This is a genomic window from Acidovorax sp. FJL06, assembly GCF_003852545.1.
Classification (GTDB): domain Bacteria; phylum Pseudomonadota; class Gammaproteobacteria; order Burkholderiales; family Burkholderiaceae_C; genus Acidovorax.
On record NZ_QAJR01000003.1, the window covers coordinates 181113 to 198379 of the forward strand.

16 protein-coding genes are annotated in these 17267 nt (G+C 66.5%); 9 read left to right on the top strand and 7 right to left on the bottom strand.

Annotated features, from left to right (window positions below; genetic code table 11):
- Positions 1-32 precede the first annotated feature (32 nt).
- Positions 33-1046 carry a sn-glycerol-3-phosphate ABC transporter ATP-binding protein UgpC gene (ugpC, locus tag DBV10_RS02440; RefSeq protein WP_124510278.1) on the top strand — a complete coding sequence of 338 codons (1014 nt, stop codon included), beginning with the start codon at positions 33-35 and terminating at the stop codon, positions 1044-1046.
- Positions 1047-1059: 13 nt separating this feature from the next.
- Here ugpC and DBV10_RS02445 read toward each other — a convergent pair whose 3' ends face one another.
- On the bottom strand, positions 1060-2244 hold the full coding sequence (locus DBV10_RS02445; RefSeq protein WP_124510281.1) for a GGDEF domain-containing protein: 1185 nt from the start codon (positions 2242-2244) through the stop codon (positions 1060-1062).
- 164 nt (positions 2245-2408) lie between these two features.
- Between DBV10_RS02445 and ugpQ the strand changes: the two genes are divergently transcribed.
- Positions 2409-3194 carry a glycerophosphodiester phosphodiesterase gene (ugpQ, locus tag DBV10_RS02450; protein WP_124510283.1) on the top strand — a complete coding sequence of 262 codons (786 nt, stop codon included), beginning with the start codon at positions 2409-2411 and terminating at the stop codon, positions 3192-3194.
- A gap of 96 nt (positions 3195-3290) precedes the next feature.
- Here the strand turns inward: ugpQ and DBV10_RS02455 are convergent, their stop codons facing one another.
- Positions 3291-4271 (bottom strand): tripartite tricarboxylate transporter substrate binding protein, encoded by a 981-nt coding sequence (locus DBV10_RS02455; RefSeq protein WP_124510285.1) that lies wholly within the window; start codon positions 4269-4271, stop codon positions 3291-3293.
- Between the two features lie 113 nt (positions 4272-4384).
- Positions 4385-4660, bottom strand: coding sequence for a hypothetical protein (locus DBV10_RS02460; RefSeq protein ID WP_124510287.1), 276 nt, complete (start codon positions 4658-4660; stop codon positions 4385-4387).
- A 71-nt stretch (positions 4661-4731) separates the two neighbouring features.
- On the opposite strand from DBV10_RS02460, the gene hemA reads away from it, so the two are divergent.
- From hemA to DBV10_RS02490, 6 genes are all read left to right on the top strand, one after another.
- The gene (hemA, locus tag DBV10_RS02465; RefSeq protein WP_124510290.1) at positions 4732-6054 is read left to right on the top strand and encodes a glutamyl-tRNA reductase; all 1323 of its coding nucleotides are present in this window, start codon (positions 4732-4734) and stop codon (positions 6052-6054) included.
- A 114-nt stretch (positions 6055-6168) separates the two neighbouring features.
- Positions 6169-7257, top strand: a complete 1089-nt coding sequence (gene prfA, locus DBV10_RS02470) for a peptide chain release factor 1 (RefSeq protein WP_124510291.1) — start codon at positions 6169-6171, stop codon at positions 7255-7257.
- A gap of 73 nt (positions 7258-7330) precedes the next feature.
- Positions 7331-8185, top strand: coding sequence for a peptide chain release factor N(5)-glutamine methyltransferase (gene prmC / locus DBV10_RS02475; RefSeq protein WP_124510293.1), 855 nt, complete (start codon positions 7331-7333; stop codon positions 8183-8185).
- Positions 8186-8248: 63 nt separating this feature from the next.
- Entirely contained in the window at positions 8249-8572 is a 324-nt protein-coding gene (gene grxD, locus DBV10_RS02480) for a Grx4 family monothiol glutaredoxin (RefSeq protein ID WP_124510295.1), read from the top strand.
- 167 nt (positions 8573-8739) lie between these two features.
- The gene (locus DBV10_RS02485) at positions 8740-9747 is read left to right on the top strand and encodes an AAA family ATPase (protein WP_124510297.1); all 1008 of its coding nucleotides are present in this window, start codon (positions 8740-8742) and stop codon (positions 9745-9747) included.
- A gap of 118 nt (positions 9748-9865) precedes the next feature.
- Positions 9866-11215: a hemolysin family protein gene (locus tag DBV10_RS02490; RefSeq protein ID WP_124510299.1), complete on the top strand. Its 1350-nt coding sequence runs from the start codon at positions 9866-9868 to the stop codon at positions 11213-11215.
- 300 nt (positions 11216-11515) lie between these two features.
- Here DBV10_RS02490 and DBV10_RS02495 read toward each other — a convergent pair whose 3' ends face one another.
- Together DBV10_RS02495 and DBV10_RS02500 are read right to left on the bottom strand one after the other, a co-directional pair.
- Positions 11516-12235, bottom strand: a complete 720-nt coding sequence (locus DBV10_RS02495; RefSeq protein WP_233589777.1) for a lytic transglycosylase domain-containing protein — start codon at positions 12233-12235, stop codon at positions 11516-11518.
- A 2-nt stretch (positions 12236-12237) separates the two neighbouring features.
- Positions 12238-13980 carry a proline--tRNA ligase gene (locus DBV10_RS02500; RefSeq protein ID WP_124510301.1) on the bottom strand — a complete coding sequence of 581 codons (1743 nt, stop codon included), beginning with the start codon at positions 13978-13980 and terminating at the stop codon, positions 12238-12240.
- A gap of 92 nt (positions 13981-14072) precedes the next feature.
- Here DBV10_RS02500 and DBV10_RS02505 point away from each other — a divergent pair, with 92 nt between their 5' ends.
- A complete protein-coding gene (locus DBV10_RS02505; protein WP_124510303.1) occupies positions 14073-14747 on the top strand; it encodes an RNA pyrophosphohydrolase in 675 nt (224 codons plus the stop codon).
- A gap of 91 nt (positions 14748-14838) precedes the next feature.
- Here the strand turns inward: DBV10_RS02505 and proB are convergent, their stop codons facing one another.
- Together proB and cgtA are read right to left on the bottom strand one after the other, a co-directional pair.
- Positions 14839-15981 (bottom strand): glutamate 5-kinase, encoded by a 1143-nt coding sequence (gene proB / locus DBV10_RS02510; RefSeq protein ID WP_124510305.1) that lies wholly within the window; start codon positions 15979-15981, stop codon positions 14839-14841.
- 99 nt (positions 15982-16080) lie between these two features.
- Positions 16081-17151 (bottom strand): Obg family GTPase CgtA, encoded by a 1071-nt coding sequence (gene cgtA, locus DBV10_RS02515; RefSeq protein WP_124510307.1) that lies wholly within the window; start codon positions 17149-17151, stop codon positions 16081-16083.
- Positions 17152-17267: the final 116 nt, after the last annotated feature.

Consider the following 17267-nt stretch of genomic DNA (forward strand, 5'->3'; position numbering starts at 1 on the left):
CCTGCGCTAGCAGCTACCAATTTAATAGCAAAATGGCATCTCTATCCCTTCGCAACATCGTCAAACGCTACGGCACGGGCCCCAAGGCCAACCAGGTCATCCACGGCGTGAACGCCGAGGTCCAGGACGGTGAATTCATCGTGATCGTCGGCCCCTCGGGCTGCGGCAAATCGACCCTGCTGCGCATGGTGGCCGGCCTGGAGGAAATCTCGGGCGGCGACCTGTTCATCGGCGAGCGCAAGGTCAACGACCTGGAACCCGCGCAGCGCGACATCGCCATGGTGTTCCAGAACTACGCGCTCTACCCGCACATGACGAACTTCGAGAACATGGCCTATGGCCTGAAGATCGCCAAGGTGCCCAAGGAGGAGATCAAGGCGCGCGTGGACAAGGCCGCCAAGATCCTCGAACTCTCGCACCTGCTCGAGCGCAAACCGCGCGAGCTGTCGGGCGGCCAACGCCAGCGCGTGGCCATGGGCCGCGCCATCGTGCGCCAGCCCCAGGTGTTTTTGTTCGACGAGCCGCTGTCCAACCTGGACGCCAAGCTGCGCGCCCAGACCCGCCTCGAAATCCAGAAGCTGCACCGCGAGCTGGGCATCACCAGCCTGTTCGTGACGCACGACCAGGTCGAGGCCATGACCCTGGCCCAGCGCATGATCGTGATGAACGCGGGCAACATGGAACAGTTCGGCACGCCCGAAGAGGTCTACCACACGCCCGCCACCACTTTCGTGGCCAGCTTCATCGGCTCGCCACCCATGAACCTGCTCAAGAACGCCCCCAGCGCCACGCCCGGCACCATTCTGGGCATTCGCCCCGAACACCTGGACGTGCGCAGCGAGGGCTGGGAAGTCAAGGTGGAAACCGTGGAGCTGCTGGGCGCCGAACGCCTGATCTACGGCCGCATCAACGGCGAGCAGATCATCGTGCGCGTGGAAGAAGGCACGCACTCGCCCGCCCCCGACTCGGTGATCCATGTGCAGCCGCGCGCCGACCGCCTGCACAGCTTCGACGCCACCACCGGCAAGCGCATCCCGGCGCCCTGATCCGGCCCGCCGCCTACCGGGAGACCTGGTTGCGCCCCGCGCGCTTGGCCCGGTAGAGCGCGGCGTCGGCACGGTCGATGCAGGCCTGTATCGACTCGCCCGCCTCCCACAGCGCGATGCCCCACGAGGCCGTCACGGTCAGCGCCCGGGGCTGAAGCACCAGGGGGGCTGCGGCCAGATGGCTGCACAGGTCCTGGGCCTTGGCCATCAGGCTCTCGTCGTGCACCTGCATCAGCACGCACACAAACTCCTCGCCGCCCCACCGCGCCAGCAGGTCCGTCTCACGCAGCCGCGCCCGCACCCGGGCGGCGGCGGCCACCAGCACGGCATCCCCCACGGCATGGCCATGGGTGTCGTTGATGGACTTGAAATGGTCCAGATCCAGCATCACGATGCCCAGCGCCACCGGACAGCGGCTGCGGCGCCGCTCCTCCTGTTGCAAGGCATCCATCAGGGCGCGCCGGTTCAGGCAATGGGTCAGGGGGTCGAGCGTTGCCAACCGCTGCACATGCTGCAGCGCCTCCGTCAGCTCCTGGTTGCTCTGCTTCAACTGCTGCGCCAGCTTGCGCGCCATCACCCGGCCTTCGATGTCGTGGCGATGCACGGCATACGACGAGATCCCGTACAGCTGGATCAGCAGCACCATCAGGACGGCGCACAGCGCCCACAGGACCTGCGGCGCGCCCGAGGCGGCCACCAGCCCCATCCCCCACAGCGGGGTGGCCACCCCCACACAAAAAGCCAGCAGCATGGGCCAGTAGGTGCTGAGGTTGTGAATGCTGAACAGCGCCACCGTGGCCACGCACACCAGGATGACCTGCAGCAGCGTGGCGTCATTCCACAGCCCGGGCAAGGCCGTTGCAGAGCCCCAGGCCGCGCCATAGACAAAGAACAGCACGGTCAAGCCATGCAACCAGCGCCGGCGCTGCACCGCAGCGCCCAGGCTGCGTCGCAGCAGCCCCAGCAGCCCCAGTGCGAGCAACTCCAGCAACACCATGCAGCCCACCCAGCCCGCCAGGTAGTCCACCGCCACCGCGTCCTGCATCAGCCAGGCCATGAAGCCAAAGCCCAGCCAGGACGTGGAGGACGAGAATCGCTGCCGCTTGAGCAGCACCCGCAACAACCCGGCGTCGATGGCCTCCCTGTCCCCTTCGTCCAGCGCCACCTCGCTGGCGGCATCGCTTTGTAGTTCGAGCATTCACGACTCCCTTTGGCCGGCCCCAGGCAGGGGCTTTCAGGGTAGCGATGGCCGTGCCAAAGCGCAAGCGGCGCCAACGCCTGCCCCTACACTTTGGCTTTGCGACCATGCAGGCGACACCCGCCCGCCGCCCCCTCCCGTCCCCACCCTTCGTGTCCATTTCCATGAGCAGCACCGCCACACCCCTTCCGCCCTGGCCCTACCCCCGCTGGATCGCCCACCGCGGCGCGGGCAAGCTGGCCCCTGAAAACACGCTGGCCGCGTTCCGCCTGGGCGCGCAGCACGGCTACCGCATGTTCGAGTGCGATGCCAAGCTGAGTGCCGATGGCGTGCCTTTTTTGATGCATGACGCCACGCTCCACCGCACCACCAACGGCGTGCAGGTGTTGGGTGCCGCCGCCAGCCCCACGGGCGGCGACCACCCCTGGTCCATGCTGTCGCAACTGGATGCGGGCGGCTGGCATTCGCGCAGCCATGCGGGCGAGCCGCTGCCCACGCTGGAGAACCTGGCGCGCTACTGCATCGCCAACGGCTTGTTCCTGAACATCGAGATCAAGCCCACGCCGGGGGCCGAGGAAACCACCGGCCGGGTGGTCGGCGAAACCACGACGCGCCTGTGGCAAGGCCAGGCGACGCCACCGCTGCTCTCGTCCTTCCAGCCCGAGGCACTGAAAGGTGCGATGTCCGCCGCACCGCACATCCCGCGCGCTTTGCTGCTGGACACGCTGCGGGACGGCTGGGCCGACATGGCCCGGCAGCTGGGCTGCGTCGCCATCGTCTGCAACCATGCGCTGTGGGACGCGGCCCTGGTGGCCCAGGTGCAGGGCCTGGGCATGCGCACCCTGAGCTACACCGTGAACGACGACTGGGCCGCGCAGCGGCTCATTGCCCTGGGCACGGACGGCATCATCACCGATCGCGTGGACTTTTTTCCGCCCGCCACGGCCTAAAAAAGTCCCCAGGCCAGCGCCACCATGGAGCCGGATTGGCCGGGCCACGGGTGGCGTCCCCTTCGCAGGAGGAAGGCGCTATAGCGCCTCAGGGGGTCAATCGAGCTTTGCGCCCGACTTCTTCACCGCGTCCGCCCAGCGCGGCGTCTCGGAGGCCAGGAACTTCGCAAAGTCGTTCGCGCCCAGGAACGCCGGGTCGGCCCCCTGGCTCACCATGCGGCTCTTCACATCCGGCATCTGCATCACCTGGCCAAACGCATCGCTGAGCTTGGCCACCACGTCCTTGGGCGTGCCTGCAGGCGCCAGAAAGCCATAGAAGCCCACCACCTCGAAGCCCTTGAGGCCGCTCTCGATCACCGTGGGCACGTCGGGCAGCGCAGGGTTGCGTTCGCGGCTGGTCACGGCCAGGGCGCGCACCTTGCCCTGCTTGTGGTACGAGGCGGCCTGCGGAATGCTCTCGGCCATGAACTGCACCTGCCCACCCATGAGGTCGGTGAACGCGGGCGCACTGCCCCGGTAGGGGATGTGCACCATGAACAGGCCCGTGGCCGTCTTGAACATCTCGGGCACCAGGTGGCTGATGCCGCCATTGCCCGCCGAGCCGAAGTTGACCTGGCCCGGCCGCGCCTTGGCATAGGCCATGAACTCCTGCAGGTTCTTGGCCGGCACGTTGGTGTTCACCAGCAGGGCCAGGGGCTGCATGGCGGTGCGCGCGATCGGCGTGAAATCCTTGAGCGTGGTGTAGGGCAGGCGGCTGTAGAGCGCGGGGTTGATCACCATCACGCCGGTGTTGGCCAGCATGAGCGTGTGGCCGTCGGCCGGGGCCTTCATCACCTCCTGCGCCCCCACGGTGCCGCCCGCGCCGGCCTTGTAGTCCACCACCACCGGCTGGCCCAGCACGGCCTGCAGTTTGTCGGTGAGCAGGCGGGCATGCTGGTCCAGCGGGCCACCGGCCGGGAAGCCGATGACGATGCGCAACGGTTTGGAGGGAAAGGAGGCCGCAGTCTGCGCATGCGCCGCCACGGAAAACACCAGGCCAGCCGCCAGGGCCCAGCAGGAACGCATCGTGGGTTTCATTCTTTGATCTCTGAAATGGGGTTGGGAGAAGGGACGCTCGCGTCCATGCCCCGATTCTCGCGGCATCGCCCCCGGGGAAGTCCATCCGCCGCGCAGGGGCATGCGGGCGGCGGTCAGCCCTTCCAGCCCCGCACCAGCAGCCACTGGCAGGTGGCTGCCGCCACCACCAGTGCGGAATAGGTCAGCATCTTGCCGTCGCGCGCCCCCAGCGCCAGCCCGCCAGCCAGCACCACCAGCCCCACCGCAAAAATAACCGCAAACTGGCGCCAGCCTGCCACCACCCCCCCTTTGGCGCCGAACAGGCGACCGCACAGCACCAGCGCCAGCGCGACAAAGGCGGCGGGGGCCATGAAGTTCAGCAGGTGGTTGAGGATGTCCAGGGGACCCATGAATTGACCCAAATCAAGGCATAGGCAAGCACCGCTGCCCATGGAAGCCAACGATTTTATAATCGGGAGTTATGGCAGTCTGGGCCCTCGGGATCAACCACACCACCGCGCCGCTCGATCTGCGCGGCCGGTTTGCGTTTGCGCTCGACCAGATCGCGCCCACGCTGCAGGGCCTGCGCCAGTCGCTGGGCACCACCAGCAGCCACCCCGGCGTGGAAACGGCCATCATCTCCACCTGCAACCGCACCGAAATCTACTGCGCCGGCGAGCAGCCCGCACTGGACCACACGCTGGGCTGGCTGGCCCACAGCGGCGGTGTGACTCCGGCCCTGTTGCGCTCGCACTCCTACACCCTGGAAGACAGCCTGGTCGCGCGCCACGCGTTCCGCGTAGCCAGCGGGCTCGACTCGATGGTGCTGGGCGAGGCCCAGATCCTGGGCCAGATGAAGGATGCCGTGCGCGCCGCCGAGACCGCCGGCGCCCTGGGCACCACGCTCAACCAGCTGTTCCAGCGCAGCTTTGCCGTGGCCAAGGAGGTGCGCAGCAGCACCGAGATCGGCGCACACAGCATCAGCATGGCCGCCGCCGCCGTGCGCCTGGCCAGCCAGCTGTTTGAAGACCTCGGCAAGATCCGCGTGCTGTTCGTGGGCGCGGGCGAGATGATCGAGCTGTGCGCCACGCACTTTGCCGCCAAGAACCCCAAGCAGATCGCCATTGCCAACCGCACGCTGGAGCGCGGCGAGAAGCTCGCCACCCGCTTTGGTGGCGAGGTGATGCGCCTGGCCGACCTGCCCGAGCGCCTGCACGAGTTCGACGCCGTCATCAGCTGCACCGCCAGCAGCCTGCCCATCATCGGCCTGGGCGCCGTGGAGCGTGCGCTCAAGAAGCGCCGCCACCGCCCCATCTTCATGGTCGACCTGGCCGTGCCGCGCGACATCGAGCCCGAGGTCAAGGCCCTGGGCGATGTGTACCTCTACACCGTGGACGACCTGGCCACCGTGGTGCAAACCGCCCAGGCCAACCGCCAGGCCGCCGTGGCCCAGGCCGAGGCCATCATCGACGCCGGTGTGCAGAGCTTCATGCACTGGATGGAGCTGCGCAGCCCGGCCGGAGCCACCGGTGGCGTGGTGCCACTGATCCAGCAGCTCAACGCCCAGACCGACGAGTGGCGCGCCGCCGAGATCGCGCGCGCCAAGAAGCTGCTGGCCAAGGGCGAGAACGTGGATGCCGTGCTCGAAGCGCTGTCGCGTGGCCTTACACAAAAAATGCTGCACGGCACCCTGGCCGAACTGCGCGCAGGCGACGCCGAAATGCGCGCCCAGACGGCCCAGACCGTCTCGCGCCTGTTCCTGCGCTCGCAAACCAAAACCACCAACAACAGCAACGGGCTGTAGCGGCGCTCGCCCGCTCCCCTGCCCGCCCCGATTTCAAGCCAAATCGGCCCCTGGCGCTTTACCGACAAGCGCTAAAAGCTACAGAATTCGTAGCACATCATTTTCCCCAATGCCATGAAACCCTTTCTCCGAAGCCAGCTGGAGCGCTACGCACAGCGCCTGGGCGAACTCGACTTCCTGCTCTCGCGCGAAGACATCATGAGCGACATGGCGCAGTACCGGCGCATCTCCGTCGAGCATGCCGAGGTCACGCAGGTGTCCGGCCGCTACGCCCGCTACCAGCAGCGCGAGGCCGACCTGGCCGGTGCGCGCGAGATGCTGGCCGACCCCGACATGGCCGAGATGGCGCAGGAAGAAATCACCAGTGCCGAGGCCGAACTGCTGCAGCTCGAAGACGAACTGCAGCGTCTGCTGCTGCCGAAAGACCCCGACGACGCCCGCAACGCGTTCGTCGAAATCCGCGCGGGCACGGGCGGTGACGAATCCGCCCTGTTCGCGGGCGACCTCACCCGCATGTACACCCGCTACGCCGCCAACGTGGGCTGGAAGGTGGAGGTGGTGAGCGAAAACGCGGCCGAGCTGGGCGGCTACAAGGAAATCGTGCTGCGCTTTGAAGGTGACAACGTGTATGGCCACCTGAAGTTCGAATCCGGCGGCCACCGCGTGCAGCGCGTGCCCGCCACCGAAACGCAGGGCCGCATCCACACCAGCGCCTGCACGGTGGCCGTGATGCCCGAGCCCGACGAGCACGAGGCCATCAAGCTCAACCCGGCCGACCTGCGCATCGACACCTTCCGCGCATCCGGCGCGGGCGGCCAGCACATCAACAAGACCGATTCCGCCGTGCGCGTGGTGCACTTGCCCACCGGCATCGTGGCCGAATGCCAGGACGGCCGCAGCCAGCACAGCAACAAGGCCAAGGCGCTGCAGGTGCTGCAGGCGCGCATCCAGGAGAAAGAGCGCAGCGAACGTGCCGCCAAGGAGGCGGCGCTGCGCAAGGGCCTGATCGGCAGCGGCGACCGCAGCGACCGCATCCGCACCTACAACTTCCCGCAGGGGCGGCTGACGGACCACCGCATCAACCTCACGCTGTACAAACTGCTGTACGTGATGGAAGGCGACCTGGGCGACGTGCTGCAGGCCCTGGCCCACGCGCGCGAGGCCGAGCAGCTGGAAGAGCTGGAGATGGGCACCACAGGCTGAACGCCCTCTTGAATTTGAATCAAATCAGCCCCTTGCGCCCGACCATCAAGCGCTAGCAGCTATCAAAAACAGAGTGAACCACCACACCGCCCCCACCCTCGCCCAGGCATTGGCCCAGGCCCACACCCTGGGCCTCGCGCGCATCGACACGCAACTGCTGCTGCTGCACGCCCTGGCCCGCCCCGATGCAGGCCGCGCCTGGCTGCTGGCGCACGACACGGACGCGATGGACGAGGCCGCACACGGCCAGTTCATCGCCCTGTGCCAGCGCCGCCTGGCGGGCGAGCCCGTGGCCTACCTCACCGGACGCAAGGAGTTCTACGGCCTGCCCCTGCAGGTGGATGCGCGCGTGCTGGACCCGCGCCCCGACACCGAAACCCTGGTGGACTGGGCTCTGGAAGTGATCGGTCCCCTGCCAGCGCCCCGCGTGGTGGACCTGGGCACCGGCAGTGGCGCCATTGCGCTGGCCCTGCAAAGCCAGCGCGCCGACGCCCAGGTGCTGGCGGTGGATGCCAGTGCCGATGCGCTAGCCGTGGCACAGGCCAATGGAAAGCGGCTGGGCTTGCCCGTGCGGTTCCAGCAGGCCAACTGGCTGGCTGGCGTCGAGGGCCAGTTCGATGCCATCGTCTCCAACCCCCCCTACATCGCCAGCGCCGACCCCCACCTGGCCGCGCTGGCCCACGAGCCCCTGCAAGCCCTGGCCAGCGGCACCGATGGGCTGGACGACCTCCGCACCATCGTGGCCCAGGCCCCGGCGCACCTGCAGCCCGGCGGCTGGCTGCTGCTGGAGCATGGATACGACCAGGCGCCCGCCGTGCAGGCGCTGCTCGCCGCCCAGGGCTTTGCCCAGGTGCTCAGCCGCAATGACCTCGCTGGCATTGCGCGTTGCACGGGCGGGCAGTGGCCTCTGGCACAGACAGTGAAATAATCCCCCCCATCGCGGGCTCCCTGCCTTCCATTGCCCGCCCGCCCCTTCCAAGGAGTTTTACCCATGAGCGACACCCAACAACGCATCGACGCCCTCGTCAAATCCAGCGACATCCTGCTGTTCATGAAGGGCAGCGCCAGCTTCCCCATGTGCGGCTTCTCGGGCCGCGCGATCCAGATCCTGAAGGCCTGCGGCGTGGACCCCAAGGCCGTGGTCACCGTCAACGTGCTCGAAGACGACGAAATCCGCCAGGGCATCAAGGAATACAGCAACTGGCCCACCATCCCCCAGCTGTACGTGAAGGGCGAGTTCATCGGCGGCTCGGACATCATGATGGAGATGTACGAGTCGGGCGAACTCAAGCAGGTGCTGGGCACCGAGGGCTGACCCCTTCCGTCCCCGGCCCTCCGCCCCCACCAACCGCCTTCGGGCGGTTTTTTCATGGCGTATTGGTGTGCCCGCAACAGCGGCACCAACCAGGGGCTTTTCCGATAGAGCGGCGGGCATGTTGTGTGCTTGAATGGTTGCGTGACCCCCATCACAAGGAGCATGCAATGACCAGCCATAGCCTTGTTCCCCAGCCACCCGCCCTGCGCTTGCCGGTGGCCCAGATGCGCAATGTGTTCCACCCCGGCGACGTCGAGCGCAAGCTCGCGCGGCTGCAGGAGTCCGGCAACCAGCGCGAATACGAAACCCTGCGCACCGTGTACGAACGCATGCTGGAGCGTGGGCCGGAGCGCTTCCAGGTCAAGCCCTCGGGCATCCCCGACATGGCCAGCCTGTACGCGCAGCTGCCCAACTTCACTGAGGTGCTGGACGACGTTCGGCGCCATGTGGCCCTGGCCCAGGACAGCAGCGATGGCCTGGAGGTCACGCCCATGCTGCTGCTGGGCCCGCCCGGCATCGGCAAGACCCACTTTGCACGCCACCTGGCCGAGCTGCTGGGCACGGGCATGAACCTGCTGCCCATGAGCTCGATGACCGCGGGCTGGCTGCTGTCGGGCTCGTCGGCGCAGTGGAAGGGCGCGCGCCCCGGCAAGGTGTTCGAGGCGCTGGTGGAGGGCGAATATGCCAATCCTGTCATCGTGGTGGACGAAATTGACAAGGCTGCAGTGGATGCGCAGTACGACCCGCTGGGAGCGCTGTACAGCCTGCTGGAACACGACACGGCCCAGAGCTTTACCGACGAGTTCGCCGAGGTGGCCATCGACGCAAGCCAGGTGATCTGGATCACCACGGCCAACGACACGCGGGGCATCCCCGACCCCATCCTGAACCGCATGAACGTGTTCGAGGTGGAGGCCCCCACGCTGGAGCAGGCGCGCGCCATTGCCCGCAACCTGTATGCCGGCATCCGCGCCGGGCACGACTGGGGCCGCCTGCTGGACCCGGAGCCCCTGGACGATGTGCTGGACCACCTGGCCCAGATGCCGCCGCGCGAAATGCGGCGCGCGCTGATGACGGGCTTTGGCAATGCCCGGCTGGACCGGCGCGGCACGGTGGAGATCACCGACCTGCCCAAGGCCGCCTCGGGGCGCAGCCGCATCGGCTTCGTGCAGTAAGCGCTGCGGGTGGTTGCCGCCGGCCGCCGCGCACGGTGCGCCGCCGGTGCCTGCCCGCAGGGCGCACAGATACACTCAGGTGGCCGCAGTGCCCTGGCCTGCGCCGCCCGCCCCCGCCATGACCCTGTCCCAAAGCCTCTTCGTGATCGGGCTGCTGATCGCAGCCAGCGCCTTCTTCTCCATGGCCGAGATCTCGCTCGCGGCCGCCCGCCGCCTGCGCTTGCGGCAGATGGCCGACGAGGGCGATGCGCGCGCGGACCGCGTGCTGCGCATGCAGGAGCAGCCAGGCGACTACTTCACCGTGGTGCAGGTGGGCCAGAACGCGGTGGCCATCCTGGGCGGTATCGTGGGCGAAGGGGCGCTGAGCCCCCATTTCAGTGCGCTGTTTGGCCTGTGGCTGTCCGAGTCCACGGCAGAGAAAGCCGGTTTCCTGGCGTCGTTCCTGGTCATCACCTCGCTGTTCATCCTGTTTGCCGACCTGTTCCCCAAGCGCCTGGGCATGGCCGATCCTGAGCGGCTGGTGGTGCGCCTGGCACAGCCCATGGCCTGGTGCACGGCGCTGCTGCGCCCGGTGGTGTGGTTCTACAGCCGGGGCGCCGATGCGCTGTTCCGCATGCTGGGGCTGTCGTCGCTGCGCGATGAGCGCATTACCTCCGACGACATCCTGGCCATGATGGAGGCCGGGGCGCGTGCCGGAGTGCTGGCCGCACGGGAGCAACAGGTCATCACCAATGTGTTCGAGCTGGACACCCGCATGGTGTCCAGCGCCATGTCGCCGCGCGACCGGGTGGCGTTCTTCCTGCGCGACGAACCCGACTCCGTCATCCGCCTGCGCATTGCGGCCGAACCCTTCTCCACCTACCCCGTGTGCGAGGGCGACATCGACCATGTGGTGGGTTATGTGGACGCCAAGGACCTGTTCCAGCGCGTGCTGAACAACCAGCCCATTTCGCTGGCCGACGACAGCCTGGTGCGCAAGGTGCTCATCGTGCCCGACCGCCTGACCCTGTCCGAGGTGCTGGAGCAGTTCCGCCAGGTGCACGAAGACTTTGCCGTCATCGTGAACGAATACAGCCTGGTAGTGGGCGTGGTGACGCTGAACGACGTGATGAGCACCGTGATGGGCGACCTGGTGGGCCCCGCAGACGAAGAACAGATCGTGCGGCGCGACGAGGACTCGTGGCTCATCGATGGCGTCACCTCCATCGAGGACGTGCTGCACGCGCTGTCGCTCGACGAACTGCCCCACGCCGGGGAATACGAAACCCTGGCCGGGTTCCTGATGGTGATGCTGCGCCGCGTGCCGCGCCGCACCGACAGTGTGAGCTGGGGCGGCTACAAGTTCGAGGTGCTGGATGTGGACAGCTACCGCATCGACCAAGTCATGGTCTCGCGCCTGAACCCTGCGGACAACGGCAGCCCCCCACCCGCACCACCGGCAGGGCGTGCCGCAGAGACCGGGGGCTGAACCAAGGTGCTTGGGGTTGTTGAGAGCGGACAACAAAACCCAGCGCAGCGGCTCTGGCTAGGGATCCTCTGCACGAATCGAGCGGTAAGTGGGCGCTGCGGATCGGGAGGGGCTGCAAGGCGCAAAACGCAGCAATAGCCGTAGCTATTGCGAAGTTTTGCAACGCCGCAGACTGCCCGAGACCGCAGATGCACACGACGCGGTGATTTGTGCAGAGGATCCCTAGGCGCTGCGTCGCAGGCAGCACGCGCAGTACGACAAGACGCGGCAACAACGCCAGAAGGGTTTTGTGAGCCGCTCTTAAGCGGCAGGCGCTGTCGGCCTGTCGGCAAACGCCCAACTGCGCTGGGCGCCAAACACTGCGTCCGGGTAGGGCGAACGGCCACGGCTGCCGTTGTAGCGGCCCAGGGCCATGAAGAGATCGCCCTGTTCCCGGTCGATGTAGTGGCGCAGGATCACGCAGCCAAAGCGCAGGTTGGTCTGCATGTGGAACAGCTTGCCGGCATCGCCATCGCCGATCACCCGCGTCCAGAACGGCATGACCTGCATGTAGCCCCTGGCCCCGACGCTGGACACGGCAAACTTGCGGAACCCGCTCTCCACCTGAATCAGCCCGAGGACCAGCGACACATCCAGCCCCGCGCGCTTGGACTCGTACCAGACCGTCTGCAGAAAGTCGCGGCGCACCTCCCACTCGGGCTTGCGGCGGCGCAGCCGGTCGCTCTGGGTGCCCAGCCAGCGCAGGTAGTGCAGGCGGGCTTCGGTGGTAAAAAACTCGGGCTCGGGCGGCGCATGGTTGGCAATGGCCGAACTCAGCGCCGAGCGCACGGAATCCATCAAGGGCTCTTCGAGCTGCCCCCCCGCGTGCGCCGCCTGCGGCGCGGCCAGCCAGGCTGCAGGTGCCGCGAACGAGGCGGCAGACAGCAGGCACGCGCGCCGCGACAGCCCCCCCGCAGCGGCGCCAGGCCGGGCCGGGGAGGAAGAACAGCCGTCAGAGGCGTTGGCGTCCCGCTCGCTCATGCTCATACCACCATGCGGCCCTTCACGTGGGCCAGGATGTCGGCAACGGCCACCTTGGTGGCGGCCGTGTCGCGGCGGTGCTGGTACTCGACCACGCCTTCCTTGAGGCTCTTGTCACCAATGGTCACGCGGTGCGGCACACCGATCAGCTCCCAGTCGGCGAACATGGCGCCGGGGCGCTCGCCGCGGTCGTCCAGGATCACATCCACACCGGCGGCCAGCAGGTCGGCATAGAGCTGCTCGGCCGTGGCCTTGACGGCCTCGCTGCGGTCCATGCCCACGGGGCAAATGACTGCAGTGAACGGCGCAATCGCGTCGGGCCAGATGATGCCGCGCTCATCGTGGTTTTGCTCGATGGCGGCGGCGGGCAGGCGCGTAACGCCGATGCCGTAGCAGCCCATCTCCAGCGGCTGGGGCTTGCCGGTCTCGTCCAGGAAGGTGGCGTTCATCGCGCGGCTGTATTTGGTGCCCAGGTAGAACACATGGCCCACTTCGATGCCGCGCTCGATGGCGAGCTCGCCCTGTCCATCGGGGGAGCGGTCGCCCGCCACCACGTTGCGCAGGTCGGCAATCGCATCGGGCTCGGGCAGGTCGCGACCCCAGTTCACGCCGGTGATATGGACATCCACCTCGTTGGCGCCGCAGATCCAGTCGGCCATGAGGGCCACTTCACGGTCCACCACGAGCTTGAGCGGCTTTTTCAGGCCGATGGGGCCCAGGTAGCCGGGCTTGCAGCCAAAGTGGTCCTCGATCTCGGAGAGCGTGGCAAAGCGGAAGCCTGCCAGGCCAGGCACCTTGCCCACCTTGATCTCGTTCATGTCATGGTCGCCGCGCAGCAGCAACAGCCAGACCTGGCTCTTGACGATCTCGCCGGCCTCGTTGGTTTCGTCCGTGGCCAGGACCAGCGACTTCACCGTGGTGCTCAAAGGCACACCGAGCAGCTCGGCCACGTCGGCACAGGTGGCCTTGCCAGGCGTCGGCGTCTTTTCCATGGCCTTGGCGGGCGCAGGGCGTGGACCGGCGGGCGCCAGCGCCTCGGCCTTTTCCATGTTGGCGGCGTAGTCGCTCTCTGGGCAGTAGACGATGGCATCCTCGCCCGTGGCGGCGATCACCTGGAACTCTTCGGACAGGTCGCCACCGATGGCGCCGCTGTCGGCCGCCACGGCGCGGTAGGTCAGGCCGAAGCGGTCAAAAATGCGGCGGTAGGCCTGGGCCATCACCTGGTAGCTGGCCTTGGCGGCCACCTGGTCGCGGTCGAAGCTGTAGGCGTCCTTCATGATGAACTCGCGGCCGCGCATGAGGCCAAAGCGTGGGCGGCGCTCGTCGCGGAACTTGGTCTGGATCTGGTAGAAGTTCTTGGGCAGCTGCTTGTAGCTCTTGAGTTCCTGGCGCGCGATGTCAGTGATCACTTCTTCGCTGGTGGGCTGCACCACGAAGTCCCGGCCATGGCGGTCCTGGATGCGCAGCAGCTCGGGGCCCATCTTGTCAAACCGCCCGGTCTCCTGCCACAGCTCGGCCGGCTGCACCACGGGCATGGTCAGCTCCACGGCGCCCGCGCGGTTCATTTCCTCCCGCACGATCGCCTCGACCTTGCGGATGACCCGAAGGCCCATGGGCATGTAGTTGTAGATGCCCGCGCCCAGCTTCTTGATCAGCCCCGCCCGCATCATGAGTTTGTGGCTGACCACTTCTGCGTCGGCCGGAGCTTCCTTGAGGGTGGAAATAAAGAATTGGGAGGCTTTCATCGGAATCGATTTCAGGCGGATCAGAGCAGTCCACTTGCTGCGCGCTAGGCGCCGTGCATAATGGACGCAGTTTAAAAATTTGGGGTTTGATTATGCTTGACCGGGACGGCTTTCGGCCGAACGTCGGCATCATCCTGCTCAACCAGAGAAACCAGGTGTTCTGGGGCAAGCGCATACGCACCCACAGCTGGCAGTTTCCGCAGGGTGGCATTGACCGGGGCGAAACCCCCGAGCAGGCCATGTTCCGGGAGCTGCACGAAGAGGTGGGATTATTGCCTGACCACGTGCGCTTGGTGGCCCGCACCCGGGACTGGTTGCGCTATGAGGTGCCTGACCGGTACATCCGCCGCGACGCGCGCGGACATTACAAGGGCCAGAAGCAAATCTGGTATCTGCTCCAACTGGTGGGCCACGACTGGGACTTGAATCTCCGCGCGACCAACCACCCCGAGTTTGATGCCTGGCGCTGGAATGACTACTGGGTGCCCCTGGACGTGGTGGTCGAGTTCAAGCGGGGGGTCTATGAAATGGCCCTGACCGAACTGGCGCGCTACCTGCCTCGGCACGAGCAACGCAACCGCTATCTGCGCAGCGGTATGCGCACGCGAGAGGGCGAGCACGCAGGGGCCAGCATGTACCGCACCGGGTCCATGCTGATCAACCCAGGCATGGAACTGCCCCCCGGCGCCAGTTTTGATCCTGACCCGCAAAATAGCATGCCGGCGGAGCTCGATGGGATTCCGCCCCTGACCACTACGCCGCGCTGACCTCCGGACCCACCAACAAAAATGCCTGCAACTAGCAGGCATTTTTGTTGGCTGTGACGCAACGCGCCAGAGCAATCGGGCGATCAGGCGATCACGCCCCCACGGCCAGCACCAGGTTGTCGCGGTGCACCATTTCTGCCTCCGCCACATAGCCCAGCAGTTTTTCAAACTCGGCCGAAGGCTTGCGGCACAGAAGGCGCGCTTCGGCGGCCGCATAGTTGGCCAGGCCGCGCGCAATCTCGACCCCGGAGGCGTCCCGCACGGCAATCACGTCGCCGCGCGAAAAATCCCCCTCCACCGCCGTCATGCCAATGGGCAGCAGGCTCTTGCCCTCATCGCGCACCTTGGCGGCAGCCCCGGCATCCACCACCACGGAGCCGCGCAGCTGCAGGTGGTCCGCCATCCACTGCTTGCGGGCCTGTGTCTTCTGGGTTTGCGCGACCAGCAAGGTCCCCAAGGGCTCGCCCCCGACCAGGCGCAACAGCACATCCGGCTCACGCCCCCAGGCAATCACGGTGGATGCCCCTGAACCCGCAGCACGCTTGGCCGCCAGGATCTTGGTGATCATGCCGCCCTTGCCAATGCTGGAGCCCGCGCCCCCGGCCATGGCCTCCAGGGCCAAGTCCCCGGCCTTGGCTTCGTGCACAAATTGCGCCGAGGGGTCACGGCGCGGATCGGCGGTGTACAGCCCTTTCTGGTCCGTGAGGATGATCAGCGCATCGGCCTCGACCAGATTGGCCACCAGCGCCCCCAGGGTGTCGTTGTCGCCAAACTTGATTTCGTCGTTGACGACCGTGTCGTTCTCGTTGATCACCGGCACCACGCCCAGGCGCAGCAGCGTGAGCAAGGTGGAGCGCGCGTTCAGGTAGCGCTCGCGGTCCGCCAGGTCGGCATGGGTGAGCAGCACCTGGGCGCTGCCCATGCCCTCTTCGCGCAGCTTGGTCTCGTACATTTGCGCCAGGCCCATCTGCCCCACCGCAGCAGCGGCCTGCAGCTCATGGATTTCCTGCGGGCGCGTGGTCCAGCCCAAGCGCTTCATGCCCTCGGCAATGGCACCACTGGACACCATCACCACCTCGCGCGCAACCCCGCCATCACCGCGCACCAGGGCCGCCAGCTGGCGGCTCCATTCACCGATGGCTGTTTCGTCCAGGCCACGGCCTTCGTTGGTCACAAGGCTGGAACCCACCTTGACCACGATGCGGCGGGCATCTCGCAATACGCTGGAAACCATTGTTTGAATCATTTTGGCCGCTACCGCGCATCCATCAAGCGCCAGCAGCTATTAAAAATATAGCAACCGAATGAAAGGTGCTGCAAGCCCCGCCCTGCGTCAGGCGGGCGCGTCGCCGGCAAACCGGGGATCCACTTCCACCGGCTCGTTTTCTGTGCGCTGCTCAGACTGCACATGGCGGAAGATCGCATGGATCAAAGGCTCACAGCCTTCGCGCGTCAGCGCAGAAATCTCAAACACCGGCCCCTTCCACTTGAAGCGCTTCACAAAGTCTTTGACACGCGCCTCGCGCTCGTCGGCCGGCACCATGTCCAGCTTGTTCAGCACCAGCCAGCGGGGCTTGTTGTAGAGCTGCGGGTCGTACTTCTTCAGTTCGTTGACGATGGCCTTGGCCTGGGCCACCGGATCCACTGCATCGTCGAAAGGCGCCAGATCCACGACATGCAGCAACAGGCGGGTGCGCTGCAGATGGCGCAAGAACTGGTGGCCCAGCCCCGCCCCCTCCGACGCCCCTTCGATCAGACCCGGGATGTCCGCCACCACAAAACTCTGCTCGGGCCCCACGCGCACCACGCCCAGATTCGGATGCAGCGTGGTGAAGGGGTAGTCGGCAATCTTGGGGCGCGCATTGGAAACCGCCGTGATGAAGGTGGACTTGCCAGCGTTTGGCATGCCCAGCAGGCCCACGTCGGCCAGCACCTTCAACTCCAGCTTGAGGTTCTTTTTTTCGCCCGGCCAACCCGGCGTCTTCTGCCGGGGCGCGCGGTTGATGGCGCTCTTGAAACGCAGGTTGCCAAACCCGCCATCGCCCCCCTTGGCGATGGTGATGACTTCGCCCGGGTTGAGCAGCTCATACAGCACCTCGCCCGTTTCCGCATCGGTGATGATGGTGCCCACGGGCATTTTCAGGGTGATGTCGCCGCCCGCTGCGCCAAACATGTCCGAGCCCATGCCATGCTCGCCGCGCTTGGCCTCATGCCGGCGCGAGTAGCGAAAGTCCACCAAGGTGTTCAGGTTGGGGTCAGCGACGGCAAACACATGCCCCCCTCGCCCGCCATCGCCGCCATTGGGTCCGCCAAACTCCTTGTATTTTTCGTGCCGAAACGACACGCAGCCATTGCCACCGTCACCGGCAGCAATGTCAATAAAGGCTTCATCGACGAACTTCATGGAATATCCAGTTTACAAAAGGGCGCCGGACCGACCGACAGCCAACGGCCGATTGTGGCGGAACAGCGGAGCGCCTTCCAGGCGCCACAGGCAGATGGCATGCGAGAGCCACCCGT